The sequence below is a fragment of the Streptomyces sp. NPDC050164 genome (assembly GCF_044459945.1).
Lineage (GTDB): Bacteria > Actinomycetota > Actinomycetes > Streptomycetales > Streptomycetaceae > Streptomyces > Streptomyces coeruleorubidus_A.
This window is the reverse complement of the sequence record NZ_JBITJK010000008.1, coordinates 51,366-76,111: the sequence shown is the minus strand read 5'-3', so window position 1 is coordinate 76,111 and position 24,746 is coordinate 51,366. Positions and strand designations below refer to the sequence as shown.

The following is a 24,746-nucleotide window of genomic DNA, read 5'->3' as shown; positions in this document are numbered from 1 at the left end:
CCCAGCCCTACGGTCTGGCCGAATTACCGAACTGCGTTCGCAATATCGAACACACTCGCCATGCTTCGCTCCGTACCCCGACGGAAGGCCGAGCCGCCATGACCGCCCCCCGCAGAACCCCCCGCAGACCCTCACGCCGCCATGTCCTCGGCATGGCCGCGACCGTGCCGCTCGCTCTGACCGCCGATCTGGCCCTGGGCGCCGGTCCGGCCGGCGCGGCGACGGGCCCGGCGTTCGTGATGGGCTACTTCACCGAGTCCCCGAACGGGCTCGGCACCGACTACGGCCTGCACCTGGCCGTCAGCCTCGACGGCCTGGAGTGGACGCCGCTCAACCAGAACAAGCCGGTCGTCACCCCCACCCAGGGCGCCGGCGGCCTGCGCGACCCGTTCGTGCTGCGCAAGCAGGACGGCACGTTCGCCGTGCTGGCCACCGACCTGAAGGGCACCGACTGGAGCTACAACAGCCAGTACATCCACGTCTGGGACTCGGCCGACCTGCGCTCCCTCACCGGCTACCGCAGGCTCAAGCTGCACGGCATGACCACCCACAGCTGGGCCCCGGAGGCCTTCTGGGACGCCGCACGCGGCCAGTACGGGATCGTCTACTCGTCGGTGAACGCCAGCGGCCACAACGTGCTGATGGTCAACTACACGACCGACTTCCGCACGGTGTCCGCACCGCAGGTCTTCTTCGACCCCGGCTACGACGTGATCGACGGCAGTTTCGCCCTCGGCGTCGGCGGCACGAACTACATGTACTTCAAGAACAGCTCGAAGCAGACCCTGGTCGGCGCCCGGTCCGCCACCCTCGCCCCGGGCAGCTGGCAGGTCTTCAGCACACCGGTGGCCCACGGCGGCACCGAGGCACCGATCCTGGTCAAGTCGCTGTCGTCCAGCACTTGGTACCTCTGGGGCGACACCTACACGCCCAACGGCGTCTTCTACGCCTGGCAGACCACCGACCTGGCCTCCGGCAACTGGACGCCGGTCGACCAGCGCCGCTACACCCAGCCGGTGAACTCCAAGCACGGCAGCATCGCACCGCTCACGGGCACGCAGTACGACAACCTCCTCGCGCACTGGGGAGCCCCGGCCTGGAACCGGCTCAAGTCGTACAACCACCCGGACCGCTACGTACGCCACGCCGATTTCGCGGGCCGGATCGACCCCTACCCCTTCGACCCGTACACCGACGCCCAGTGGAAGCTCGTCCCCGGCCTCGCCGACGCGTCCGGGGTGTCCTTCCAGTCGGTCAACTACCCGGACCGGTACCTGCGGCACTACAGCTACGCGCTGCGGCTGGACGTCAACGACCGCACGTCGGCGTTCGCCCAGGACGCCACGTTCCACAAGGCCCCCGGGCTCGCGGACTCCGCCTGGACGTCGTTCCGCTCGCACAACCACCCGACGCGCTACATCCGCCACTCCGGCTACGCCCTGCGCATCGACCCGGTCTCCACGGCCACGGACCGGGCGGACGCGACGTTCCGGATCGGCTACTGACCTGCCGCCCGGGCGGGAAGGCCGGGCCGGGCTCCCGAGCGGCACACGCGGGGACGCGACGGCCCGGCCCGGCCTTCCACTGCCCGCAATCTGCCACCCGCCGCCCCGCTCCGCCTCCCGGGCAGGGCCGAACGAGGACGACGGGGGGGGAGCCTGCGATGATGCGGCCCATGTCGACCCTCGCCACCGTCGCGGTGCTGGCTCTCGCCGCCCTCCACGCCTACATCCTGGTGCTGGAGATGTTCCTGTGGACCACTCCGCGGGCCCGCGCCGCCTTCGGCACCAGCGCCGAGTTCGCGGCCGGGACGAAGGCCCTGGCCGCCAACCAGGGCCTCTACAACGGCTTCCTCGCCGCGGGCCTGCTCTGGGGCGCGGTGGCGTCCGACCCGGTGGGCTTCCAGGTCTCGGTGTTCTTCCTGGTGTGCGTCGCGGTCGCGGGGGTGTACGGCGCGGCCACCGCCAGCCGGAAGATTCTCTTCGTCCAGACCGTCCCGGCGCTGGTCGCCTTGGCGCTGGTACTGCTCGCGCACTAGGGCAGGGCGTCACTCGTCCTGTGTGACGGCCCGGTCCATGAGCCGGACCGCCTCCGCCTCCGGCGTCGCGGGCGGCACCACCAGCAGGTCCCAGCGGCCCCGGCCGGGCGCGAGCAGGCACACGGTGTCCGGGGTGGCCGGCGCGTCCCTGCGGCCCACGTGGACCTCCTGGCCGGCGACGTCCAGGTGCTCCGGGCAGTCGAGCCAGGTGCTCCCGTGGACCAGGACGCTGCTGATCCGGCCCCAGGCGCGCGGCAGCACGGCCAGCAGCCCGGGCAGTTCCGCGGCCAGGTCGTAGGACCGGGGCCACCACGCGCCGTCGATACGGCGGGCCGTGCGGCCGAGGCGCGGCTGGACCGCGAGTCTCAGCCGGACCTCGGAGGGTGCCGGGAAGGGCGGCGAGGGCGAGGAGGCGGACGTCATCAGGACTCCTGCTGCGAACGGGGGGGCGTGGCCAGGGGACCGTAGGCCACCGGTTGCGGCATACCCCCGGTTCTTCCACCGTACCCGGAAGGGCGGAACGGGTGCCGGGCCCGCCCACGCCGCCCGGCGTCGGTCAGTACTCCTGGCCCATGCGCTGACCCCCAGTCGCCGCCCGCGCCGCCGCCGAACCCCTTGGTCAGCCACAGCGACTGGTCGTAGTGGCGGGCGGCGCCGCCCGGGCACTTCGAGTAGTCGCCGTCCTGGTGGAAGAAGCGGCCGCAGTCCGGGGCTCACTGCGGGGCGCCGCCGCTGTCGAGGATGCCGGTGTGGATGTCGACGGAGTTGTCGGTCCACTGGAGGGTGGAGCGGTTCTTCACCGCCCAGCCGACGATGTTGACGGGGACATCGGTGTACGGCCAGGCGTTGTGGCCCTTGCCGTTCTCGGTCATGGCCGCCATCCACTTGCCGAACTGCTTCTTGAGCGCCGCGTGGATCCGGTCGCGCAGGGCGGCGCTGACCGGGGCGTCGGACTCCCAGCGGACGCGGCGGCCTGCGCCTTGCCGCTCGCCATGCCGGGGGTGGCGAGCGCCGCCGCCAGGACGGCGAGCACGGTGAGCAGCCGTGCGAGGTGTCTGCGCATGGTGATCTCCCTCGTGTGGGGACGGGGTATCACCGTCAGGTCGTCGCGGGCGCCGCGGAGGTTGCCCGCGCGTCCGGGGCGTATGCCCAGGTGTGGACATTGCGGGCGCTTTATCACATTACGTCGGCGATAATCGGAGCATGACTACGGCAACGTATGGACTGCTGGCGGCGTCCTCGGATCACGCGGTCGCCGTGACCATCGCCTTCATCGGCGGGGCGGTCATCGCCCTCGCGCTGATCTGGGCCGTGCGGGTCGGGATGCGGGTCATGGACAAGGACACGCACCACCCCTCCCCCGAGGAGCAGCCGCACCTCCCGGAGGGCGGACCGGTCCGTGAGATGCGGGAGATGCGGGAGCCCGACGAGATGCCGGTCGTGCCGCGCGGCGGCGAGCGGCTGCTGCCCCATGAGCTGCACCACGCGAGCACCAGGACGGGCAAGGACCAAAAGCCCCGCCGCTGGCTGCCCGGATCCAGCGGATCCTTCGGCGGCGGCGGCCTCGGACACACGTGATGCCGTGAGGCCGCCGTAGGACAAGGGAGGCAGGGAGGCGACATGGCTGCCCGCCACCGGACGCGCTGGGCGACGGGCGGGGCGGCGCTGACGCTCGCCCTGGCCGCCGTGCTCACCGGCTGCGGCGGCGACAGCCCCGCGGACACCGCCCGCAAGGCGGAGTCCGCAGTCGGATCGATCGCCTCGCAGGCCTCCGAGGCGGCGGAGTCGGCCGCGGCGGAGGCCGAGCGCCGGCTCGACGACATCCGGGGCGGCGTCGACGTCAAGGGCGATGTGAAGGTCGGCGCGCCCACCGTCGGCGCCGACGGCCGGGCCCGGGCCGAGGTCACCGTCGACAACACCGACGACTCAGCCAGGTCCTTCGCCGTCCAGGTCGATTTCACCGACGCCGGGGGCCGGCTGACCGACACGGTCATCGTCACCGTGGAGCACGTGCAGGCGGGCGACTCCGCCACGGCCACCGCCCGCAGCACCCACGACCTGTCCGGCGAGGTCCGGGCCGAGGTGGCCCGGTCCGTGCGCTACTGACCGGCGCCGGCGTCCGCCACCGAGATGTCGATCTGCTCGCTCATGGCGCTCACCCCGTTCAGGGTGGCGACCGCCTGCAGCCGGTTGGTGCCCGCCGGGAGCGCCGGACCCGGGGTGCAGGTCCAGGTGCCGTCGGGGGCGGCGATGGTCGCGCAGGCCTCGCGGTCGTCCTTGTCACGGACGGTGACCCGGGCGCCCGGGTGCGCCGTACCGGCGATCTGCGGCCGGACGTCCAGCGGCACGCCGGACAGCGGGCGGATCAGCGTCGGCCCGGCCAGGCCCACGGTCACGGCACACCGGCCGGCCGCCTGCCGTACGCCGTGCGCGTCGGTGATCCGCAGGACGCAGTCGCGCAGCCGCGTGCCGGGCACGGCGTCGGCGGGGACCGCCAGCACGAAGGGGAACGTACGGTCCCGCCACGACTGCCCGGCCGCGTCGCCGGTGACGGTGTACGTCGCGCTGCGGCCGTCGGCGGCGACCCGGCCGAGGTAGCCCGGCGCGTCGAGCGGCGTGGCCGTCACGCGGGTGCCCCGGGGCGCCGTCAGCGTCAGCGTGGCGCCCGGCGCCGCCCCCTGAGAACCCGCGACTTGGACGATGCCCTCCCGGCCGGGCGCGATGGTCGCGGCACCCCACAGCTCACCGTCCCGGGCCGCCGCCGGCGGGCCGGGGAACGCGAGCACCCCCGCGACGACGGCCCCCGCCACGGCTGCTGTCTTCCTGGACCTGTTCATGGCGGGCGGGGCTCCCTGTGCGGACGTCGACGGCACTGTGCCAGCGATTCTCGCGGGACGTACCCGCAGGCGGCGCGTGCTGCTGGGCCGTGCGGGTGGCGGACGCCCGGCGTGGGGTGAGGTGCACGGGCTCGCCCCGCCCGCGTCCGTCGCCGGCGGGGCGGGCCAGGGCCGGGCCTAACGCCCGAGCCACACCGTCGTGTCCGGCCCGAGCCGGCCGTCCTCCAGTGGGGCGCTGCTCAGCAGCACCTCACCGGCCGGCAGCGAGACCGCCCTCGCGGACAGGTTCGTCACGCACCGCCAGCCCTCGCAGCGGTCGAACTGCAGGACGCCGTCCGGGGCGTCCGCCGCCCAGGTCAGCTCCTCGCCGTCGAGCAGCTTGCGGCGCAGCTTCAGGGCCGTTCGGTACAGCTCCAGGGTCGAGCCCTCGACGCCGTCCTGGGCCTCGACGGCGTAGGCGGCGAAGCCGGACGGCTGCGGCAGCCAGGCACCGCCCGGCCCGAAGCCGTACGACGGTCCGGTCGTCGTCCACGGCAGCGGCACCCGGCAGCCGTCACGGCCCTTGCGGACGTGGCCCGTCTGCTCCCAGATCGGGTCCTGGAGCACCTCGGTGGGCAGGTCGGCGACCTCGGGCAGGCCGAGCTCCTCGCCCTGGTAGACGTAGGCCGAGCCGGGCAGCGCCAGCATCAGCAGGGTGGCCGCCCGGGCCCGGCGCAGCCCGGCCGCCTCGTCGACCGCGGGGGCGTGACCGCCGGAGAGCAGCCAGGCGTTGAGGTCGGTGCCGGGCGGGAGCATCAGGCGGGAGGCGTGGCGGACGACGTCGTGGTTGGACAGCACCCAGGTGGCCGATGCCCCGGCCGCCCGGGCGGTGGCGAGCGAGTCGGTGATGACCTGCCGCAGTTCGTCCGCGTCCCAGCCGGCCTCCAGGTACTCGAAGTTGAAGGCCTGGCCCAGCTCGTCCGGACGGGCGTACAGCGCACGCCGGGCGCCCGGCACCCACGCCTCCGCGACGGCCATCCGGGGCGGGCGGTAGGCGTCCAGGATCTTGCGCCAGTCGCGGTAGATCTCGTGCACGTCGTCACGGTCGTAGAACGGGTGGGAGCCGGGCGGCATGCCGATGAGGGCCTCCTCCCGGCTCAGCTCGGGCGCGCCGAGGTCGCGCAGCGGTTCGCTCAGGTCCTTGACGAGGGCGTGGGCGACGTCGACCCGGAAGCCGTCGACCCCGCGGTCGGACCAGAAACGCAGGGTGGTGCGGTAGTCGGCGCGCACCTCCTGGTTCTCCCAGTTGAGGTCGGGCTGCTCGGGGGCGAACAGGTGCAGGTACCACTGGCCGTCGGGCACCCGTTTCCACGCGCTGCCGCCGAAGACGGACTGCCAGTCGGTGGGCGGGAGTTCGCCGTGCTCGCCGCGGCCGTCGCGGAAGACGTACCGGTCGCGGGCCGCCGAGCCGGGCCCCGAGCGCAGGGCCTCCTGGAACCACACGTGCTGGTCCGAGGAGTGGTTGGGCACGATGTCGACGATGACCTTCAGACCGAGCCGGTGGGCCTCGGCGACCAGGGCGTCGAAGTCGTCGAGGGTGCCCAGGCGCGGGTCGACGCCCCTGGGGTCGGCGACGTCGTAGCCGCCGTCGGCGAGCTCGGACGGGTAGAAGGGGCTCAGCCACAGGGCGTCCACGCCCAGGGCGGCGAGGTGGGTGAGGCGACGGGTGATGCCGCGCAGGTCGCCGAGGCCGTCACCGTCGGCGTCGGCGAAGCTGCGGGGATAGACCTGGTAGACGACGGCCTGGCGCCACCAGTCGGGATCCCGGGACGACAGGTCGAGGGTGGAGCGATCGGTCACGCGGTCTCCTTCGCAGGGCATACGGGCGACAGCATTGAATCTGTCCAGAATGCCGGAAAGAGGAACCGTCGCGTTGATCGGAGTGATCCATTCCCGCTGTGATGAAAGTGTGATGACGGAGCAACTCCTCTTGCATACCCGCAGGTTGACAGCCTGCTGCGGCACGGCCACGATGGGGACTCACTGAGGCGCATGTGACCAATGAGCCCAGTGTTTCTCAGACCACTCACCCCGGTGCGGCCCCCGCAGCCGCGCGCTGCGCGCTGCCCACCTGCCGTCACCCGGGTTCCGGCACACGCCAAGAAATGGGATCCGCATGTCCATAGCGAGACGTGTCACCGCGCGACGCCTGCTGGGGACGGGCGCCGCGGCCCTCGCCCTCTGCGCCGCCTCCGCCACCACCGCGTTCGCCACCGGTACGCCCGGTGGCGAGGGCTGGTCGTCCGGCGGTACCTACAAGCCCGGGACCGGCGCGGGCACGGAGACCGGGACCGACCGCTGCCAGTTCTCGCTCGACGGCACGAACTTCTTCGACTCGGTGAAGGTCGACGACCAGAACCTGAAGCCGACCGAGGACGGCAAGGTCCACATCAAGGTCCGCACGGCCGGTGACGCGACGACGTGCACGGCCTCCCTGGCCTCCTACCTCGCGCACGGCGCGACCTTCGCGACCTCCGGCGAGCAGGTGTTCGTCGACTTCGACACGGTGACGGTCAAGCCGGGCGGCACCGACTCGCTCGACATCGCCATCCCGGACAACGGCTGCTTCGGGCAGATCGACCTCTACCGGGGCGCGGTGAAGTTCGACGGCGACCTCGACGCGAAGGACGGCTTCGAGCACGGCGAGCTGCCCAAGGGTCCCGACCGTCCGGTCATCAAGGACAAGCTGATCGCGGCCTGGAACGGCGGCACGAAGGACTGCACGACGACACCCCCGCCGGCGGAGCCTCCGGCGAGCTCGACGCCCCCGGCCACCCCGTCGGAGCCGGCCGAGGAGAGCACGCCGCCGACCACCCCGTCGGAACCCGCCGAGCCCTCGACGCCCCCCGCCACGGACACGGACACCCCCACCCCGTCCGCCTCCGAGTCGACGACGCCCCCGGCCCCCAAGCCGAACGGCGGCGGCGGCGACCTCGCCGAAACGGGCGCCGACAGCAGCACGGGCCCGATCGCCATCGGCGCGGCGGCGCTGCTGGCGGGCGGCGCTGCCATGGTGGTCGCAACCCGCAGGAAGCGCGCGACGCGTTGATGCCGGAGGGGCCCGGGGCTTTCGAACCCCGGGCCCCATCTGTCCAGGGCAGAACGGCCGCCGGCCTCTCCCCGGCCTACTCCACCGTTTTCAGCCACAGCTCCACGTACCGCTCCACGTCCACGCCCAGCGCCACGTCCACCAAGGGCTGTTCACGCACACCCTCGTGGATCTCGGACTCTCCGAGCCGTGGCCGCCGGTCGACGATCGTCTGGCCGCGCGCGGGCCCCGGGGCCAGAACGACCTCGACCGGCAGGCACTCGGTGGTCAGCCCCTTCGGATCGACGACCGCACAGACCGCACCCGCGTCTCCGAGCCCACCCATGGGCGTCGGATCACCGGACGTGGCCGGGTCCCGGTGGGCAAGCAGCTCACCGGCCATCCGCAGGCTCGGCTCCGAGCTCGCCCGCAGCCGCTCCACCTCCCCCGCGGACACCAGGACCTTCTTGAACACGTCCAGCCCGTACATCGTGATCGGCACCCCCGCGGTGAGCAGGACCGCGGCCGCCTCCGGGTCGTGCCACACGTTGAACTCCGCGACCGGCGTGGCGTTCCCGGTCGCCACCGCGCCGCCCATGAACACGATCCGCTCGATGTTGCGGGTCACCTCGGGGTGCGTCCGCAGCAGCAGCGCGATGTTCGTCAGGGGCGCGGTGGGAATCAGCGTGACCGGCCTGGGCGAGGCGAGGATCTCGCGACGCAGCAGCGTCACCGCGTCCACGTCGACCGGCACACGGGTCGGCGCGGGCAGTCCCAGATCGCCCATCCCGTCCTGCCCGTGCACATGCCGCGCCGTCCGCACGGGTTCGATCAGCGGACGCTCGGCGCCCCGGGCGACGGGAATGTCGCCGGCACCGGCCACCTCCAGCACGGTCAGGGTGTTGCGGACCACGCCGTCCACGTCCGTGTTCCCGGCCACGCAGGTGATCGCCCGCACGTCGAGCGCCGGGTGCCGTACGGCGAACAGCAGGGCGAGGGCGTCGTCCACGCCGGTGTCGCAGTCGATGATCACCGGAATACGCTGACCGTCCGTCACGTGTGAGCCTCCTTCCGCTCCGGCCGCTCCCGGGCGGGGCGGCACCCGCGACCCTACGGCCTGGGGCGGCGATGATTCCGAAGCGGGCCGCCGGTCGTTATCGGAGAGAGCCGACGAAGGAGATCCGCCATGCCCGCACCAGGACCCGCGAAGCAGCCCACGACCGAGCTCGACGCCCGTTACAGTTCCGCGCTCAATCCGCGCCCGGGTGCCTCGGACGTCACCGCCGTCGACTGGGCCGAGGCCCAGCGGCATCTGGAGGCCGCCGAGATCTTCTGGGTGTCCACGGTGCGGCCCGACGGCAGACTGCACGTCACGCCCTGCATCGCCGCCTGGCACGAGGGAGCGCTGTACTTCTCCACCGGCAGGGGGGAGCAGAAGGCGAAGAACCTCGCGCACGACGCGCACTGCGCGCTGACCACCGGCGCGAACTCGCTCGCCCGGGGTCTCGACCTGGTGGTCGAGGGCACGGCGGAGCCGGTCGCCGACCCGGCGCTGCTGGAGGAGGTGATCACGGCGTTCGAGACGAAGTACGGGCCGCACATCACCTCCCCCGAGGGCACCTTCCACGGCATGGGGGACGCGTTCCGCAGCGGGGACGACGTGGTGTTCGCGGTGGCACCGGCGACGGCGTACGGCTTCGGCCGCGACAACGGCGTCTTCAGCCACACGAGTTGGGCGTTCTGAGCCTGCTCAGACAGCTGCCGGTGCCCACAGGCCGGTGGCGCGGGCCGCTACCCGGTCCCCGATACGGCGCAGCAGCTCGGTGGCGGGGAGGGGGTCCGGGCGGTGGCCGTCGCGCAAACGGGGTGCCACGAGGCCGGCGGCGGCCTCCCGCCCGCCGATCACCGCCTGGTACGGGACCAGCCGGGCCTCGCGGACACGGGCGGCGAGGGTGCCGTGCTCGGGGCCGGCGACCTCGGCGCGCAGGCCGAGGTCGTGGGCGCGGCGGGCCAGGGCGTGGGCGTCCTCGCTCTGCTCGTCCCCCACCGGCAGGATCACCAGCTGTACCGGGGCCAGCCACGGCGGGAACGCTCCGCCGTGGGTCTCGACGAGATGGGCGACCGCGCGTTCCACGCTGCCGATGATGCTGCGGTGCACCATGACCGGGCGGTGCTTCGCCCCGTCGAGGCCGATGTAGTGCAGGTCGAAGCGTTCGGGCTGGTGGAAGTCGATCTGGACGGTGGAGAGGGTGGCCTCCCGCCCGGCGGGGTCGGCGATCTGCACGTCGATCTTCGGACCGTAGAAGGCCGCCTCGCCCTCGGCGGCCTCATAGGGGATGCCGGAGCCGTCCAGGACCTCCCTGAGCAGGGCGGTGGCCCGCCGCCACAGGTCCGGGTCCGCCACGTACTTGCCGCCCTCGCCGGGCAGGGAGAGACGGTGGCGGACGGCGCGGATGCCCAGGTCCGCGTAGGCACGGCCGATCAGCTCCAGTGCGCCGCGCGCCTCCTCGACGGCCTGCTCCAGGGTGCAGAAGATGTGCGCGTCGTTGAGGGTGATGGCCCGTACCCGGGTCAGGCCGCCGAGGACGCCGGACAGCTCCGAGCGGTACATGCCGCCCAACTCGGCGATACGGAGGGGCAGTTCGCGGTAGCTGTGGGGGCGGGAGCGGTAGATCAGGGCGTGGTGGGGGCACAGGCTCGGGCGCAGCAGGACCTGTTCCGAGCCGAGGTCCATCGGCGGGAACATGTCCTCGCTGTAGTGGTCCCAGTGCCCGGAGATCTCGTACAGCTCGCGTTTTCCGAGGACGGGCGAGTACACGTGCCGGTATCCGGCCCGCTGTTCCGCCTCGCGGATGTACTCCTCCAGGGTGTGCCGCACGATCGCGCCGTCGGGCAGCCAGTACGGCAGGCCCGCGCCCATCAGCGGGTCGGTGTCGAAGAGGTTCAGTTCACGGCCGAGCCGTCGGTGGTCGTGCATGGTGGGCTCCTCGGGTCTGAGGCGAGCTCCCCCGGCTCTCGGCTTCGCTCGAGCCGGGCGGTACGCCCACCACGACGAAGCCCCGGGGCACTCGCCCCGGGGCTTCGGACATCTGCGTCAGCTGTCAGCGCGCCGGGACACTCTCCGGCGTCGTCGTGAGAGACGGGAACGGCTGGGCGCGCTTCATGGGCGTGACCGTAACAGGAGGGCGGCCCGCGGGGCGACGGCTTTTCGCGGTCGCCCCGCGAGGCGTACGCCGCCCTCACCCGAACAGCCCGTCGCACTGGTGTGCCGCCCGTCGCGGTGGTGCCGTAAGAGCACGTACCCGATCTTGGAGAGCCCGCCCCGTCAGGAGGCACCTCCATGAACTCCCCGCAGGAGGCCCTCCGATGCCCCACCCTCCGGCCGGCCGACGTGGCCCAGGCGCCCGCGCCCTCCTCGCCTGTGCGCTGTCCGTGACCGCCCTGCTGGCCACGGCCGCCTGTTCCGTCCGGGACGAGCCGCGGCCGCGGTGGTTCTCCGCCTCCGCCACCCCCACCGGCGCGTCGCCCGCCGGCGAACGGCCCGCGAGCTCCGGGGCCGGTCTCACCGAGGCCCAGGCCCAGGCGGCACTGATCACCACGGTCGATCTGGGGGAGCCGTGGGGGCCGACACGGGGTGCCAGGACCTGGCGGGACGGGCTGCTCAAGGCGACCACGGAGGACGGTGACTGCCAGCGGCTGCTGGACGCCCTCTACACGGAGGAACTCTTCGGCACCCCGGCCGGCCCGAAGGCGACGGCCGCGTTCGACGACGCCGACACCGACGCCCAGTTGCGCTACCAGGTCGCCGCCCATCCGCCGGCGGACGTCGACCGCACCCTGGCCTGGCTGAAGTCGCTGCCGGAGAGGTGCGGCGAGTTCACCGCCGCGACCACGCGCGGCGGCATCCAGGCCGTCCAGGTCAGCGACATGCCGCTGCCGCCGGTGGGGGACGCCCGGCAGGCCCTGCGCGTCACCCTGGCCGGCGAGACCGAGGAGGGTGAGCTGACGTACCTCACGATGGACCTCGCGGCCGTGCGGGTCGGGCAGGAGACGATCACGCTCACCAACGCCGGCCTCGACGAGGTGTACGAGGAGGTCACGCAGCAGACCGCGGAACTCGGAGCGCAGCGCCTGTCCGAGATCAGGAAGCAGGGACGGGCACAGATCTGACGGATACCGTCCGGGCCGCAAAAGCGCCGGCGATCGGCTGGCCATCCGGCACGGTGACGACTCCCGGAGAGCCGGTCTCAGTTCCCCACGCCGAGGCCGGACATGAACGCGGACGGGTATCGGTCGCCGCGCGCCGCGCCCGGCGGCACCGCCTTCTCGATCTCGGCGAGGCCGTCCGCGGTGAGGTTCAGCTCCATCGCGGGCAGCGCCTCGGCCAGCCGCTCGCGGGTGCGAGCGCCGACCAGCGGCACGATGTCCTCGCCCTGTGCGGCCACCCAGGCGATGGCCGGCTGGGCGACGGTGCGTCCCTTCGCCTCGGCGACCCGGCGCAGAGCCTCCACGAGGGCGAGGTTGAGTTCCGCTTCCCGCTCGAGAACCGCGGGCTGGAGGCGCGGATCGCGGTTCGTCCCTAGTACCGTTCGAAACGCCTGCGGTGGGCGATCACCTCGCGTGCCGCGTCGAGGGCCGTGCAGCCGCGGGCGAAGGCGTCTGCCCGCAGTCGCGCGAGCGCGTCGTCGGTGCCGACGCCGAGCTGCGCCATGATCATGCCGACGGCCTGGTAGACCTCGTCGTGGTCCGCGGCCAGCCCGCTGAGCCAGGGTTCCGCGTCCCGCGGCTCGGCCTCGGCCCCGCGTGGCAGTGCCATCAGGGCCACCGTCATGACACCGGCCACGAGCCGGGCCACGTGCAGCTGGCGGTCGGTGAGCCCGCCGGGCCTGTCGCGGTACAGGTCGAGGGTGCCCACGCACACCGCGTCGCTGCCCAGCGGCACCGCGTACACCGCCCGTACCCCGGCCTCCGTCGCCTGCTGGGCGAAGACCGGCCAGCGGCCCGCGTCCCGGCCGGTCGTCAGGTCACAGGCGAGCACGGGCGCCCGGCTCTCCACCGCGCTCTGGCAGGGGCCGTCGCCCAGCGTCGCCTGGATCTGCGCCAGGTGCGCGGCGTCCGCACTGCTGGCGCTCAGCTGGACGGGCATCCCCTCGCTGCGCAGCGACACGCTCGCGCCGACCACCGGCAGCAGCTCGACCGCCACCTCGCACAGCCGGCCCGGGACCTCTCCGGGCTCGGCGCCCCGCATGCCCCTGGCGATCACATCGGCGGCCCGGATCCCGTCCAGGTCCAGGTCACCGCCCCCTGTGCGGCGGGGACCGGGGTCGCCGCCGGGGCCGTCTCGGGGATCGTCCCTGGGCCGCACGACCACCGCCTCCTTCGATCACCGGCCTTCGTTGTCGACGCTCTTCCGGCCCCGCTGGACGCGTGGTGGGCCGGTGAGCGCCACCCGCCCGGGCCGGCCGGTGTTCGGCGGTCTCCGAGCCCTCCGGAATCGTGCCCCGACTACCCGTCGCAGGTGGGGCGAAACCCGTGCGCCGGGCCGGCACCGCGGCATGCCCCTCAGCGCTTGTCGTACGGGCTGTCCGGCTGCCGCACCCGCCGTACGGAGGTGGCGTCCAGGACCGGCGGCCAGGCGGCGGCCGAGCCCAGCTCGCCCTGCGGGTGCCAGGTGCCGGTGACCGTGCCCCAGGTGTCGACGGGCGGGGCGCCGGCGCCGCGCAGCTCGGCCTTGGCGGTGGTGGCGTCGGCGGCGCAGCTTCCTCACAGAGGAGGCTGTGCGGGCGCGGGCCCGAGGGTCGTCGTACCGGGAGCCGTACGGTGGCCGAGCCCCGTCCGGTAGGCGTCCAGGGCCGCCTCCACCCGGCCCGTGCGCCACAGCAGGTCCCCCAGCAGGCGGCACAGGTCGGCCAGGTCACCGGCCGCGCCCGCCCGCTCCAGCAGGCTCAGGGCGCGGACGTAGTGCTCCTCGGCGTCCTCGGTGCGGCGGGCGTCCTCGGCGATGATGCCGAGGAGGCGGTGCGCGGCGGCGGAGTGGACGGCGCCGCGCTCGGGGGACAGCTCGTCGAGCACCTCGTGCAGCAGGGCCGCCGCCTCGTCGGACTTGCCGCGCCGGTGGAGCACGTCGGCCAGTTCGACGGCGACCTGGCTGCTGTAGAGGGCGGCGCGCTTGGCCGACAGCATACCGAGGGCCTCTCTCAACTCGCCCTCGGACAGCTCCAGTTGACCGTCCTGGGCGTAGACGTAGCCGCGCATCCAGTGGCAGTTGGCGAGTTCGGTACGGATCTGCAGGCCGCGGTACAGCTCGGCCGCCTTGGCCAGGGATGCGTCGGCCTCGGCGAGGCGGCCCTCGGCGACCAGGGTGCGGGCGACCGACCGGTGCATGCGCGCGACCAGGGCCGGGTCGCCGGACTGCGGGGCGAGCGCCAGGGCGAACTCGGCGGCCTGGGCGGCGCGGGCGTGCGCGCCCATGTCCATGTACGGCCCGATGGCGCTTGCGTAGAGCAGCAGCAGGGCGTCCGGGTCGTGCAAGCCCCCACGATTCAGCTCATCGAGAGTGGTCTCCAGCAGGTAGACGGCGTACCGGAGTTCACCGGCGAGATAGTGCGCGACGGCCCGCCCGCGCAGCGCCGGGACCCGTGCGGGCAGCGGCGCGCCCGCCAGGCAGGCCTCGGCACGCTCGAAGTACTGCCGGCCCGCCACCAGTTCGCCCGTCTCCAGGGCGCACTCGCCGAGCCCGAGCAGCGCGGCGGCCTGTTCCCCGGCCAGCCCCTGCGTCTCGGCCTCGACGAGTAACCCGGCGTACTGCTCCGCCGCCGCCTCGGCCTCACCGACGGCTAAGACGCGCTGGGCCTCGGTCAGCCGCAGCCGCAGCTCGGTCACGAGCCGCGCCGAACGCCCGGTGGCGAGTTCCTCGAAGGCGACGCCGAGCCGTCCGGCGAGATGCCTCAGGGCGTCGTCGGAGGGCCGCACCCGGCCCGACTCCAGGGTGGAGACGTAGGCGGGGGTGTACAGGGGCTCTGCCAACTGCCGCTGCGTCAGCCCGCGTTCGGCCCGCAACCGCTGCACCCGGCGCCCGATGGTCCCCGGATCGTCACGCTCCCCCACGCCAACTCCCCTGTCCCTCTTGCCGTGCGGCTCGGACAGCCCCTAGGTTAAACCGAGAGTTAAGCGTGCTTAACACGCTGCTGTCGTATTCGCCGCCCCTGTTGCGAGGTCGCCGTGCTCGAACGCCCACGCACCCCCGAGCGGTACGCCAGAGGCTTCGCCGCCGCCGTCGTCGCCGTCGCGACCCTGCTGCTGGCGGCGAACGCGGGGCCGGCGAGAGCGGCGGAGCCGCCCGAACTCCGCGGTGTCCAGTTCGAGGTCGGGAGAGGCGGGGAGTCGCCCTGAGCCGCGTCCGACGGGTCTGGTGATCAGCTGAGGGCGTCCGTCAGCACCAGGAGCCCGCGGTACTACGAGCAGCAAGGGCTGCTGCGACCACAGCGGCGAGCCAGCGGCTACCGCGAGTCCGACGTGGCCACCGTGCGCCGGGTCCGGATGCTGCTCGCGGCCGGGCTGAACACCGACCTGATCCGGGAGGTGCTGCCCTGCATGGCCGACGAGGCAGCCATCCTGGCGCCGACCTGCGAGGAAATGGCCCAGGACCTCAAGCACGAACGCGAGCGCCTGAGCCGCTCCATCGAACAGCTCAAAGCCGCCCACTCCATGCTCAGCTCGATCATCCACGCAGGAGAACCGGTCACCGTCCGGGCCGGCTGCGACGGATAGCGGCCCCGACACCTTCCGACGTGCTCTCACCCACCTCTTCCACACCGGTTCACCCGGCTGTCAGTGCGATCCCCTAACCTTCGATCACTCACGGCCGCACGCGCGCCCAGTCCTCCGCGTCCGGCCCTCACGTCTTTCGTTCCGGGGGGTTCGAAACACCGTGCGCAGACGCACTCTGCCTACCGCGACAGCGCTCGCGGTCCTCTTCAGCTCGGTCGCGCTGGTCGCGACCGGCGCCGGGTCGGCGGCTGCCGACTCCAGTACGACCCTGCCCCTGAAGTCGACCGGCGACATCGTCGTCGACGGGGTCCACCAGCGGGTCTTCATCAGCGACCCGACCGCCGGCCAGGTCGTCGTCACGAACTACGCCGGCACGGTCGTCGGCACCGTCGGCTCGCTGCCCGGCGTCCACGGCCTGGAGCTGTCGCCCGACTCGGGCACCCTGTACGCGGCCGTGCACGACGCGGACGCGGTCGTCGCGATCGACACGGCGACGGCGACCGAGGCCCGCCGCTGGTCCACGGGCCAGGGCGCCGGCCCGGCGTACGTCGCCCTGGCCGGCGGCAGGCTGTGGTTCAGCTACGGCGCCTCGGGCGACGGCAACATCGGCTCGCTCGACCCGAACGCTTCCGAACCGGGCATCTCCCTGGGCCAGGACACCAGCCGCACCTTCTACCAGGCGCCGATCCTGGACGCCTCCCCAGGCGCCCCGGGCACGCTCGCCGCGGGCGCGCCCGGCCAGAGCCCGGTCGAACTCGCCGTGTACGACGTCTCCTCCGGCACGGCGAGCCGTACCGCGTACGCCTTCGACCCGGGCAGCACGGGCGGCGGCAACCTCCAGGATCTCGCGGTCACGCCGGACGGCAAGGACGTCGTCACGGCCAGCGGCGCCCCGTACTACCAGGCGGTCTACAAGCTCGCGGACCTGTCCGCGGACGGCAAGTACGTCACCAACACCTACCCGAACGCGGTGGACATCGCCCCGAACGGCGACGTCGCGGCGGGCACCGACTCCTCGTACGACCCGGATGTGCACGTCTTCAAGCAGGGCGTGTCGACGCCGCTCAAGCAGTACGACTTCCCCAACACCGGCACCAGCGGCGACTCCGACCACCTGGCCCCGGCGGGCCTCGCCTGGGCGCCCGACGAGAGCCGGCTGTTCGCGGTGTCGAGGAACGGCAGCGACGTCTACGCGCTGCGCGTCTTCGACGCCCCGACGAAGACGTCCACCACCCTCACGGCGAACGCCCCGGCTACGGCCACCCGCGCCAAGTCCCTCACCATCACCGGCACGCTGTCCTCGTCGGCGGCGTTCCCGACGGGCACCAAGGTCTCCGTCACCCGCACCGACGACGAGTCCCCGTCCGGCAAGCCGCTCGGCACGACGACGGTCGACGCGGACGGCTCGTACTCCTTCACGGACACGCCGCCCGCCGGCGGCAAGGTGACGTACACGGTCACGTACGCGGGCGACGCGGACCACGCGGGCGCCACCGCCTCGGCATCGACGACCGTGGCGAAGACGGCGACCACGCTGACACTGACCAACAACGGCAAGGTGTACGACTACGGCCGTGACATCGGCTTCACCGCGCACCTCGGCACGACGTACAAGAACCGCACGGTCGAGATCTGGGCCGACCCGTACGGCTCCGACAAGCCGAGCACACTGGTGAAGAAGGGCACGGTCGACTCGGCCGGCGACCTCGCGGCGACGATCCACCTGACCCGTGACACGAAGGTCAGCGCGAAGTTCACGGGCGACACGCGCTACGCCGCGAAGACGGTCACCAACTCGGTCTACACCAGGGTCAAGGTCTCGACGACCCTGAGCGGCTACTACAAGTCGGCGACCGCCTGGAACCAGAAGTACTTCTACTTCCGCCAGTCCAAGGACCCCGTCCACAACACGACGATGTCCATGTACCCGGGCCGCAAGTACCAGCTCCAGGTCCAGCGTTACACCGACGGCGCGTGGCGCACCACGGCCACGGAGTACTTCGCCCTCGACCGCTACGGCAAGGACGCGGAGTCGCTCACCGGCACGCCGCCCGTCGGTCCGCGCTTCCGGATCCGCTCGTCCTACATCGACCCCACGTCGGGCGACAACGTCAACACGACGACGTATGGCGCGTGGAAGTACTTCGTCTTCACGCGCTGACGTACGTCACGAAGGCGGCGTAGGCCTCCGGAGAGACGGTGAGGGTCCCGGCCTCGGGGTGCTTGGAATCGCGCATGGCGACGCCGGGAGCACCGAGGTCGGCGACCTCTATGCATTCACCGCCGCTGCTCCCGCTGTACGACGACTTACGCCACTGAGCACGCGCCAGGTCCAGGCTGCTCTCCATAGCGTTCCTCCATCACCCGGGCGATCAGAGCCGCCGACTCCCTCTCGGAGAGGGCATCGGCCTGGAGGCGAGCGTAACCGACCGAACGTTCCCTGATGACCTGAGGATTGGCCGTCATGTGGCCCTGGTCGTAGCTCTCGCTGTAGTGGATGTCCGGGTCGTCATCGAACCGCAGGAGGGTGAAGGAGCCCATCATCGCCGAGTGCTGTCCGGCTGAGAACGGCAGGATCTGGAGGTGCGTCCACGGCTTCCCGACGTAGCTCAACAGGTGGGCGAGTTGGTTTCGCATGATGTCGCGACTGCCGATCTGCCGGTAGAGCGCAGACTCGTCCAGCACCGTCCACAGCACCGGCGGCTGCTCGCGCTCCAGGACTCGCTGCCGTTCCATCCGGGCCGCCACCATCTCGTCGAGCTTCTCCTTCTGCTCGACACCCAGTACAGCCCGGGCATAGTCCGCCGTCTGGAGAAGCCCGTACACCAACTGGCACTGGTACGTAGAGATGTACGAGGCGTTGCCCTCCATCTCCGCATACGCCTGAAACCACGTAGGGAGTTGGCTCCGCAGAACCAACCCCACCAACCGCGAGAAACAACCGTCCGTCATCAGCGCCGCATCCGCCCGTTCGGCGAACTCCCTGGTCGGGACCTTGTGCGCGGTCTCGATCTGGCCTACCAGCGAGCCCGTGCAGAAGATGCAGTCCCCCAGTTCCTTCTGGGACAGCCCCGCACTCTCGCGGTAGCGGCGGAGCTCCGAGCCGAAGTAGTCCAACGGCGAGGCGGTGGGGTCGAGTCGGCGGATGTTGGGCATGAAGCGGTCACCCCCAGGTCCGAACGCCGCACGGCGTTCATTTCGGTCTGTAGCCGAGAGTAACCACACCACTTCACGCTGGTGGCATGAATCACGTAACTGCCCACCATGGGGGCGGACTTGGCACCAGGCATGGCACGGACTTCACCCTGGGTGAGCACTCCGCCCGGCATCTGCGCCGCATCCTGAGGGTCTATCTCACCGCCTGGGAGATGGCCGAACTGTGCGAGCCGGCCTGTCTCGCCCTCACCGAGCTGGTCGCCAACGTCGTACGCCACACGCCCGACCGGCGCGCCGCCGTGCTGTTGGCGCGGCGGCCGGACGGGCGCGGGGTGCGCGTGGAGGTCACGGACACGTGCCCGCGGCCGCCGCTGTCCACAGCTGTGGACGAACTCGCCGAGGACGGACGCGGCGTGCTGATCGTCGACGCCGTCACGGACCGGTGGGGGTGGGATCCACTGCCCGACCGGCCCGGCAAGACCGTCTGGTTCGAGTGCGACGTGAGCAAGGAATTCAATCAGTGAATTCCAGGGATGAATTCGGCTAGCGTGAATTCCCGCGGGCGCGAATGTAATGCCAGCCGAAATAACAAACCCCGACCGCTCCACCGGCGGCGCCAACCGCACAGGTCGCCGTCGCCCACGCGGCCATGTCCTGCGTGATCCACAACAGGCTCACCACGACCAGCGCTATGGAGAACAGCAGGCGTTCTCCATAGCCCGGGCCGCGACGGCCGGTCAGTCCCCGGTAGCCGTGCACTTGTATGTCACGCCCTTCATCCTGATGTCGCGGTACCCCGCCTTCACGGTCGGGGTGGCGGGGGCGACATCCGTGCCGCCACCGCCGCCGCTGTCCTTCTTACGGCAGTAGTAGCCGAGCGCATCGAGCTTCTTGATGTCGCTCATGGCCTGGTACTTCTTGTAGGAAGCGATCATGGCGGCCCGCTTCTGCGCAGGCGTGGCCTCCTTCGCCTTCGTGTACGCGTAGCACCCGACGCTGGCGCCGATGCCCACCCAGGAAGCGCCCTTGGCCAGCGCCTTGGTGAGGCCCGCCGCGCCACTGCCGATCCCCAGGACCGCGCAGATCTCGTCCGCGCCGGCGCGGAGTTCCGGCTGGGCCGGTGCCGCCTGTGCCGCCTGCGCTCCGACACCACACAGCGCGCCGGTCATGGCGAAGGTGATGACAGCAGAAATTCCCTTACTTCGTATGCTCACGAAGTCCATCCCCGTTTTCGAGTTTGTCGAATTGCATGGTCAGTGCGAAATAGACGCTACCCACCGGGACACACGTAAGCAATGGAGGAAATGTGAACATCACCGGGAGGAGAATCAGCCGGGCAGAACTTTCCTCAACGCTTCGTCAGGGCTGGGTCTGCAACTGCCGCAACTGCCGCTGCACATGATCGAGCGCCCCCTCGCGCCGCCCGGGGACCCGCCCACGCAACTCGGCGAGCGCCGCGCCCAGTTCACGGGCGCGTGCGGTGTCGCGGATCTGGCCCCACTGGTGGTGGGCCCGGTCCACGGCGGCCTCGACGGCGGGCGCGTCCGGCGCCTGCCCGGCGTTGAGGCGGACGGTGGCCACCGTCAGCCAGGTGTGGCAGCTGCGGCCCGCGTCCCCGGCGAACATCGCCAGGTCGGCCCGGACCTCGGCCCAGTGCAGGGCCTCCTCGGAGGCCGGCCCCTGCGCGACGACGGCGGCCTGCTCGTGCCGGGCGGCGAGCGCGTCGGCGTCGGCGTGGCGGCCGTTCTGGACGGCGGCGGTGATGGCGGCGTGCGGATCACCGGCCGAGGGGCCCGGCGTGCTCAGCACGAGATCCGTGCCCGCGCTCTCCGGCGCGATCCGGGCCAGCGCCTGCTGGTGCAACTGCTCCAGCGGCGGCCGGAACCCGCTGCGCAGGATCGTCGCGACGGCCTTCATGTACGCCGGTGCCGCGACCGTGCGTCTGGACGGCGGGGGCGCGATGCGGCCGTGCACGGCGTTGCCGCGGCCCGAGTCCAGCGGGGTGCCGCGCAGCAGCTCCCAGGTCTCGGCGTCCGCGTGCAGGTCGAGCAGGAGGGTCGTCGCGCCGGCCGGCCTGAGCCGCAGTTCGTCCCGGAACCAGTGCCAGGGGAAGGCCGTGTAGCGGGCGGTGGACGCGGTGGTGCGGGCCAGCGCCAGATGGGGCAGGCGCTGGCGGCGGTCGAGCTGGAGCTGTCCGGTGACGTACACGGTGAGCGGGCCGGGGGCCACAGCGGCGGCGCGCAGCCGGGTGAGGACGGCCTGCGGCTCCAGCGGGTCGGCGAGTTCTACGACGTTCGCGGTGTCCGTGCCGGCCAGCACGCCGGGTGGGACGGCGGCCAGGACGGGGAGCACGGACGCGGCGTCCACCAGGCGCCCCTTGCCCACCGGCGAGGCCGCCAGCAGAAGCACGGTTCCGGGCATCTCGTCCCTCCCCCTGTCGATCACGTACCGCAGCACCGTAACCGCTGCGGCTGCAAAGGTGGGCCTCAGGACCGCAAACGTCCGCCTTCGGGTGCTTCGCCCCCCTCTTCGGGGACGGTCCGGCGGCGCACGGCGAAGACGGTGGTGTCGTCGGCCGGGTGCCTGCTGCCGTGCCGCGGCGTGCCGTTCCGTAGAAGGCGGCCAGGCGGTCCGGTTCGGCGGTGCGGGGGTCGTCGGTGACGGCCCGGTCAGCTCCTCGGCGAGCCGGTGGGACGCCCCGGTGTGCCGTCCCGGGCCTCCACACCAGCATGGTCTCGTCGGCGGCCACCCGCACCCGCGGTCCCGCGGGCGGGCCGGGCGCGAGATCCCCGAAGCCGAGCGGCAGGCCGCGTACCCCCGGCCCGGGCCGCCGGCGGCGGCCCGGGCCCGAAGAGACGACGGCGTCCACCGCCTCCCGGTCGTCCTCGGGGAAGCCGAGCAGGACGGCCGTGGCGGTGGGGATCCCCGGATCCCCCCTCCTCAAGCGAAGCCAAAAACTTGAGGGAGGCCACCGTCCGCCCGGCCCGGCGCCGCCGTGTGCCCGCGGCCCGGCCCATCCGCGCCCCGCCGACTTGCCAGCGGGTCCGCGCCGGTGTGCGCTGGTAGGCAGGGGCAGGGAGAGAGAGGAGAGCTCTCATGGCTCATGCGGCACCCGCCTCACGCAAGGTGACCACGCGACGCCGTACACCCGATGTCTTCAGCCCGCGCACCCACGCGATGGCGAAACTCGCGGTACCCGTCGTCCTCGGGCTCGTCTACGGCTACTGGGCCGCGGCCAACCGGCGCGACGCCGGGCCCATCACGGGCTGGAACCTGCTGTTCGGCTTCCTCACCGCGCTCGTGTTCGCCGTGTTGTACGCCGCCGTGCGGGAAGTCGCCCCACGGCTGCGGCGCGAACCGCACGCCCTGCTCTGGTTCGCCTTCACCGGCTGCGCGATCGGCTTCCTCTGCAGCCAGACCGGCGAGTCCGTACTGCGGTCCACCGGGCTGGGGCTGGTGGTCGGGGCGGGCGTCCTCGTGACGCTGTTCTACCGCTACTACACACACGAGGACGCCGCCGGCCGACGCGTCGACTGACGACGTACCCGTGCGCCACGTTCGGCTTGGCACGCAGGGCCGAATGCAGTCACGCCGCTCGCGGGCCGGGCCCCTGGCGCCTTGCCTGGAAGCGTGTCAGAGCGCGACCGGGCGCCCGTACCCGAGCAGGCGCCCCTACGACCGCGGAACGCCCTGTCGGCCGTTCTGCTGGCCCTCGCGTGCCTGCTCGTGCCGTTCGGGACGCTCGCCTCCTGGGCGGCGCACGGGCTGACCGACACCGGCCGCTACGTCCGTACGATGGCGCCGCTCGCCGCCGACCCGGACGTGCAGCGCGCGGTCGCGGACGCCGTCGGGGACGGCATCATGCGGGAGGCCGGGCACGAGCTCGACACCGGTCCGCTGCGCGGCACGGTCGGGCCCTTCGTGCACGACGCGGTGCGCTCGTTCACCCGGACCGAAGCGTTCCGCACGGGCTGGGACGCGGCGAACCACGCCGTCCACGTCGCCGTGCTGCGCGCCCTGCGCGACGACGGCACCCGCGCCACCGAGGTCACCGTCGACCTCGCGCCGGTCGTCGCCCGGGTCAAACGCCAACTCACCGACGACCACGTGCCGTTCGCCCACCGCATCCCGGTCCCGCACGCCCGGGTCCCGGTGCTCCCGGCCGACGACGCGGACCGACTGCGCAGGGGGTACCACGTGCTGGACACCGCCGCCTTCTGGCTGCCGCTCGCCGCCGCCGTGTGCGCCGTGGCCGGGATCGCCCTCGCCGCGTGCCGCCGCCGCGCGGTCACCGCGCTCGGCCTCGGCACGGCGCTGGGCGGCGCCCTGCTCGTCCTGGCCGTCGCGATCGGCCGCCACCTCACCCTCGCCGACCTGCCCGACACGCTCCACCGCCCGGCCGCCGGCGCGGTCTACGACGCCCTGACGGGCACCCTGGTGACGGTGTCCTGGCTGCTGTTCGCCCTCGGCCTGACGGTGGCGCTCGGCTCGTGGCTCACGGGCCGCTACGGTCCCCGGCTCGCCTCGCGGCGACGTGCGCGAGCGTCCGCAGCGCCCGCCGCAGATCCGCCTCCGGAGCCGACGCGAGCCCGAGCCTGACGGCGTCGGGCGTGTGTCCGGGGGCGACGGCGAAGGCGGGGCCGGGCGTGACGGCGATGCCGTGCGCGGCGGCGGCGGCCGTGAAGGTGTCCGCGCGCCAGGGGGCGGGCAGCTCCCACCAGGCGAAGTAGGCGCGCGGATCGGACCGTACGGCGAAGCCCGCGAGCTCCTCGGCGAGGATCCGCTGCCTGCGCGCCGCGTCCGCCCGCTTGGCCGCCACCAGCCGCGCCACGGTCCCCTCCCCGGCCCACCGCACGGCCGCCTCCAGCGCGAACCGCCCCGCACTCCACCCGCCCGACCGCACGGCATCGGCCACGGCCCCGGCCCGGTGCGGCGGCACGACGAGGAAACCGACGGTGAGGCCCGGCGCGACCCGCTTGGAGAGACCGTCGACGACGTGGGTGAGGGCGGGGGCGTGAGCGGCGAGCGGATCGCCCGGCTCGTGCAGGAAGGACCAGATGCGGTCCTCCACCACCGGCAGGTTCAGGTCGTGGACCAGCCGGGCGAGTTGCAGCAGTCGAGGGCGAGTCGTCGTCAGTGACGTCGGGTTGTGCAGCGTCGGCTGCACGTACAGGGCGGACAGCGGCGCCGTACGGTGCGCGGCGGCGACGGCCTCCGGGAGCAGCCCTGCCGCGTCACCGGCAAGCGGCACCAGGGTGATGCCCAGCCGCGCCGCGATCTGCTTGACCAGCGGATACGTCAGCTGCTCCACGCCGACCCGGCCGCCCGGCCGGACCAGGGAGGCCAGCGCGGCGGCGATGGCCTGCCGTGCGTTGCCGGTGAACAGCAGCCGGTCCGGGGCGGGGCGCCAGCCCGGGGTGGCGAGGAGAGTGGCCGCGGCCTCCCGGGCGGGCTCGGTTCCTGTGGCGGCGGCCGGCAGCAGCGCCTCGGCCAGCACGTCGGGACGCAGCAGCGGCGCGAGAACGGGGGCGAGGAGCTCCGGCTGTCCTGGCGCGCTGGGGTAGTTGAGCTCCAGGTTGACCGGGGCGTCGGCCGGGCCGGGCTCGGCGAGCGCCCGCCCCGTCGGCCCGTCCGGGGTGGCCCGTACGAAGGTGCCGCGCCCGACCTCGCCGACGACCAGCCCGCGCCGTACGAGTTCGCCGTACACCCGCCCTGCCGTCGACGAGGCGATGCCCCGGCGCCGGGCGAACGCCCGCTGCGGCGGCAGCCGTTGGCCGGGCTTCAGCCGCCCGCTGGCGATGTCGTCGGCGATCCTGTCGGCGATACGGCGGTAGTCACCCATCGGTCTCCCCCTTGGATTGCACCGAGAGCAAAGATC

General features: G+C 72.7%; 26 protein-coding genes and 2 pseudogenes. 13 read left to right on the top strand and 15 right to left on the bottom strand.

The annotated features are described in order from the left end of the window. The first annotated feature begins 152 nt into the window (after positions 1-152). Together ACIBNA_RS14615 and ACIBNA_RS14610 are read left to right on the top strand one after the other, a co-directional pair. The gene (locus ACIBNA_RS14615; RefSeq protein WP_399165569.1) at positions 153-1,505 is read left to right on the top strand and encodes a glycoside hydrolase family 43 protein; all 1,353 of its coding nucleotides are present in this window, start codon (positions 153-155) and stop codon (positions 1,503-1,505) included. Positions 1,506-1,675: 170 nt separating this feature from the next. Beyond that, complete coding sequence (locus tag ACIBNA_RS14610; RefSeq protein WP_399165568.1) at positions 1,676-2,038, top strand: DUF1304 domain-containing protein; 363 nt, start codon at positions 1,676-1,678, stop codon at positions 2,036-2,038. 9 nt (positions 2,039-2,047) lie between these two features. Here the strand turns inward: ACIBNA_RS14610 and ACIBNA_RS14605 are convergent, their stop codons facing one another. From ACIBNA_RS14605 to ACIBNA_RS14595, 3 genes are all read right to left on the bottom strand, one after another. Further along, entirely contained in the window at positions 2,048-2,461 is a 414-nt protein-coding gene (locus ACIBNA_RS14605) for a DUF5994 family protein (protein ID WP_399165567.1), read from the bottom strand. Positions 2,462-2,751: 290 nt separating this feature from the next. Beyond that, complete coding sequence (locus tag ACIBNA_RS14600) at positions 2,752-2,910, bottom strand: hypothetical protein (protein WP_399165566.1); 159 nt, start codon at positions 2,908-2,910, stop codon at positions 2,752-2,754. After that, positions 2,907-3,101: a hypothetical protein gene (locus ACIBNA_RS14595; protein WP_399165565.1), complete on the bottom strand. Its 195-nt coding sequence runs from the start codon at positions 3,099-3,101 to the stop codon at positions 2,907-2,909. The genes ACIBNA_RS14600 and ACIBNA_RS14595 overlap by 4 nt, the downstream gene beginning before the upstream one ends. Before the next feature lie 140 nt (positions 3,102-3,241). Between ACIBNA_RS14595 and ACIBNA_RS14590 the strand changes: the two genes are divergently transcribed. Together ACIBNA_RS14590 and ACIBNA_RS14585 are read left to right on the top strand one after the other, a co-directional pair. Next, on the top strand, positions 3,242-3,616 hold the full coding sequence (locus ACIBNA_RS14590) for a DUF6479 family protein (protein ID WP_399165564.1): 375 nt from the start codon (positions 3,242-3,244) through the stop codon (positions 3,614-3,616). 42 nt (positions 3,617-3,658) lie between these two features. Then, complete coding sequence (locus tag ACIBNA_RS14585; RefSeq protein ID WP_399165563.1) at positions 3,659-4,144, top strand: hypothetical protein; 486 nt, start codon at positions 3,659-3,661, stop codon at positions 4,142-4,144. On the opposite strand, the gene ACIBNA_RS14580 is transcribed toward ACIBNA_RS14585, so the two are convergent. Continuing rightward, on the bottom strand, positions 4,138-4,875 hold the full coding sequence (locus tag ACIBNA_RS14580) for a carboxypeptidase regulatory-like domain-containing protein (protein WP_399165562.1): 738 nt from the start codon (positions 4,873-4,875) through the stop codon (positions 4,138-4,140). The genes ACIBNA_RS14585 and ACIBNA_RS14580 overlap by 7 nt on opposite strands. Before the next feature lie 177 nt (positions 4,876-5,052). After that, entirely contained in the window at positions 5,053-6,735 is a 1,683-nt protein-coding gene (locus ACIBNA_RS14575) for a glycoside hydrolase family 13 protein (RefSeq protein ID WP_399165561.1), read from the bottom strand. Between the two features lie 295 nt (positions 6,736-7,030). On the opposite strand from ACIBNA_RS14575, the gene ACIBNA_RS14570 reads away from it, so the two are divergent. Further along, positions 7,031-7,963, top strand: coding sequence for an LAETG motif-containing sortase-dependent surface protein (locus ACIBNA_RS14570; protein ID WP_399165560.1), 933 nt, complete (start codon positions 7,031-7,033; stop codon positions 7,961-7,963). Between the two features lie 76 nt (positions 7,964-8,039). Here the strand turns inward: ACIBNA_RS14570 and ACIBNA_RS14565 are convergent, their stop codons facing one another. Continuing rightward, positions 8,040-8,999 carry a nucleoside hydrolase gene (locus tag ACIBNA_RS14565; protein ID WP_399165559.1) on the bottom strand — a complete coding sequence of 320 codons (960 nt, stop codon included), beginning with the start codon at positions 8,997-8,999 and terminating at the stop codon, positions 8,040-8,042. 129 nt (positions 9,000-9,128) lie between these two features. Here ACIBNA_RS14565 and ACIBNA_RS14560 point away from each other — a divergent pair, with 129 nt between their 5' ends. Continuing rightward, a complete protein-coding gene (locus ACIBNA_RS14560) occupies positions 9,129-9,686 on the top strand; it encodes a pyridoxamine 5'-phosphate oxidase family protein (protein WP_399165558.1) in 558 nt (185 codons plus the stop codon). Positions 9,687-9,692: 6 nt separating this feature from the next. On the opposite strand, the pseudogene thrS reads toward ACIBNA_RS14560, so the two are convergent. Beyond that, a pseudogene (thrS, locus tag ACIBNA_RS14555) lies at positions 9,693-10,934 on the bottom strand (threonine--tRNA ligase); the annotation flags it as partial. Positions 10,935-11,308: 374 nt separating this feature from the next. Between thrS and ACIBNA_RS14550 the strand changes: the two are divergent. Further along, the gene (locus ACIBNA_RS14550; RefSeq protein WP_399165557.1) at positions 11,309-12,112 is read left to right on the top strand and encodes a hypothetical protein; all 804 of its coding nucleotides are present in this window, start codon (positions 11,309-11,311) and stop codon (positions 12,110-12,112) included. Positions 12,113-12,189: 77 nt separating this feature from the next. Here the strand turns inward: ACIBNA_RS14550 and ACIBNA_RS14545 are convergent. From ACIBNA_RS14545 to ACIBNA_RS14535, 3 genes and pseudogenes are all read right to left on the bottom strand, one after another. After that, positions 12,190-12,506 (bottom strand): annotated as a pseudogene (locus ACIBNA_RS14545) (aldo/keto reductase); the annotation flags it as partial. A 15-nt stretch (positions 12,507-12,521) separates the two neighbouring features. Continuing rightward, a complete protein-coding gene (locus tag ACIBNA_RS14540; protein WP_399165556.1) occupies positions 12,522-13,313 on the bottom strand; it encodes a GAF and ANTAR domain-containing protein in 792 nt (263 codons plus the stop codon). A gap of 392 nt (positions 13,314-13,705) precedes the next feature. Continuing rightward, entirely contained in the window at positions 13,706-15,049 is a 1,344-nt protein-coding gene (locus ACIBNA_RS14535) for a tetratricopeptide repeat protein (protein WP_399165555.1), read from the bottom strand. 114 nt (positions 15,050-15,163) lie between these two features. Between ACIBNA_RS14535 and ACIBNA_RS14530 the strand changes: the two genes are divergently transcribed. The 3 genes from ACIBNA_RS14530 (at position 15,164) to ACIBNA_RS14520 (ending at position 17,873) form a co-directional block, all read left to right on the top strand. Then, positions 15,164-15,334, top strand: coding sequence for a hypothetical protein (locus ACIBNA_RS14530; protein WP_399165554.1), 171 nt, complete (start codon positions 15,164-15,166; stop codon positions 15,332-15,334). A 27-nt stretch (positions 15,335-15,361) separates the two neighbouring features. Beyond that, on the top strand, positions 15,362-15,712 hold the full coding sequence (locus ACIBNA_RS14525; RefSeq protein WP_399165703.1) for a MerR family transcriptional regulator: 351 nt from the start codon (positions 15,362-15,364) through the stop codon (positions 15,710-15,712). Between the two features lie 160 nt (positions 15,713-15,872). Beyond that, positions 15,873-17,873: an Ig-like domain repeat protein gene (locus ACIBNA_RS14520; RefSeq protein WP_399165553.1), complete on the top strand. Its 2,001-nt coding sequence runs from the start codon at positions 15,873-15,875 to the stop codon at positions 17,871-17,873. On the opposite strand, the gene ACIBNA_RS14515 is transcribed toward ACIBNA_RS14520, so the two are convergent. Together ACIBNA_RS14515 and ACIBNA_RS14510 are read right to left on the bottom strand one after the other, a co-directional pair. After that, the gene (locus ACIBNA_RS14515; RefSeq protein ID WP_399165552.1) at positions 17,863-18,060 is read right to left on the bottom strand and encodes a DUF397 domain-containing protein; all 198 of its coding nucleotides are present in this window, start codon (positions 18,058-18,060) and stop codon (positions 17,863-17,865) included. The two genes, ACIBNA_RS14520 and ACIBNA_RS14515, sit on opposite strands and share 11 nt — an antisense overlap. Then, entirely contained in the window at positions 18,020-18,868 is an 849-nt protein-coding gene (locus ACIBNA_RS14510) for a Scr1 family TA system antitoxin-like transcriptional regulator (protein WP_399165551.1), read from the bottom strand. The genes ACIBNA_RS14515 and ACIBNA_RS14510 overlap by 41 nt, the downstream gene beginning before the upstream one ends. 86 nt (positions 18,869-18,954) lie before the next feature. Here ACIBNA_RS14510 and ACIBNA_RS14505 point away from each other — a divergent pair, with 86 nt between their 5' ends. Then, positions 18,955-19,392, top strand: a complete 438-nt coding sequence (locus tag ACIBNA_RS14505; protein WP_399165550.1) for an ATP-binding protein — start codon at positions 18,955-18,957, stop codon at positions 19,390-19,392. Between the two features lie 213 nt (positions 19,393-19,605). Here ACIBNA_RS14505 and ACIBNA_RS14500 read toward each other — a convergent pair whose 3' ends face one another. Together ACIBNA_RS14500 and ACIBNA_RS14495 are read right to left on the bottom strand one after the other, a co-directional pair. Then, positions 19,606-20,091 (bottom strand): hypothetical protein, encoded by a 486-nt coding sequence (locus ACIBNA_RS14500; protein WP_399165549.1) that lies wholly within the window; start codon positions 20,089-20,091, stop codon positions 19,606-19,608. A gap of 136 nt (positions 20,092-20,227) precedes the next feature. Next, on the bottom strand, positions 20,228-21,289 hold the full coding sequence (locus tag ACIBNA_RS14495; RefSeq protein WP_399165548.1) for a hypothetical protein: 1,062 nt from the start codon (positions 21,287-21,289) through the stop codon (positions 20,228-20,230). Positions 21,290-21,964: 675 nt separating this feature from the next. Here ACIBNA_RS14495 and ACIBNA_RS14490 point away from each other — a divergent pair. Continuing rightward, a complete protein-coding gene (locus ACIBNA_RS14490) occupies positions 21,965-22,405 on the top strand; it encodes a hypothetical protein (protein WP_399165547.1) in 441 nt (146 codons plus the stop codon). A 93-nt stretch (positions 22,406-22,498) separates the two neighbouring features. Continuing rightward, positions 22,499-23,467 carry a hypothetical protein gene (locus tag ACIBNA_RS14485; RefSeq protein WP_399165546.1) on the top strand — a complete coding sequence of 323 codons (969 nt, stop codon included), beginning with the start codon at positions 22,499-22,501 and terminating at the stop codon, positions 23,465-23,467. Here ACIBNA_RS14485 and ACIBNA_RS14480 read toward each other — a convergent pair. Next, positions 23,364-24,710 (bottom strand): PLP-dependent aminotransferase family protein, encoded by a 1,347-nt coding sequence (locus tag ACIBNA_RS14480; protein ID WP_399165545.1) that lies wholly within the window; start codon positions 24,708-24,710, stop codon positions 23,364-23,366. The genes ACIBNA_RS14485 and ACIBNA_RS14480 overlap by 104 nt on opposite strands. Positions 24,711-24,746: the final 36 nt, after the last annotated feature.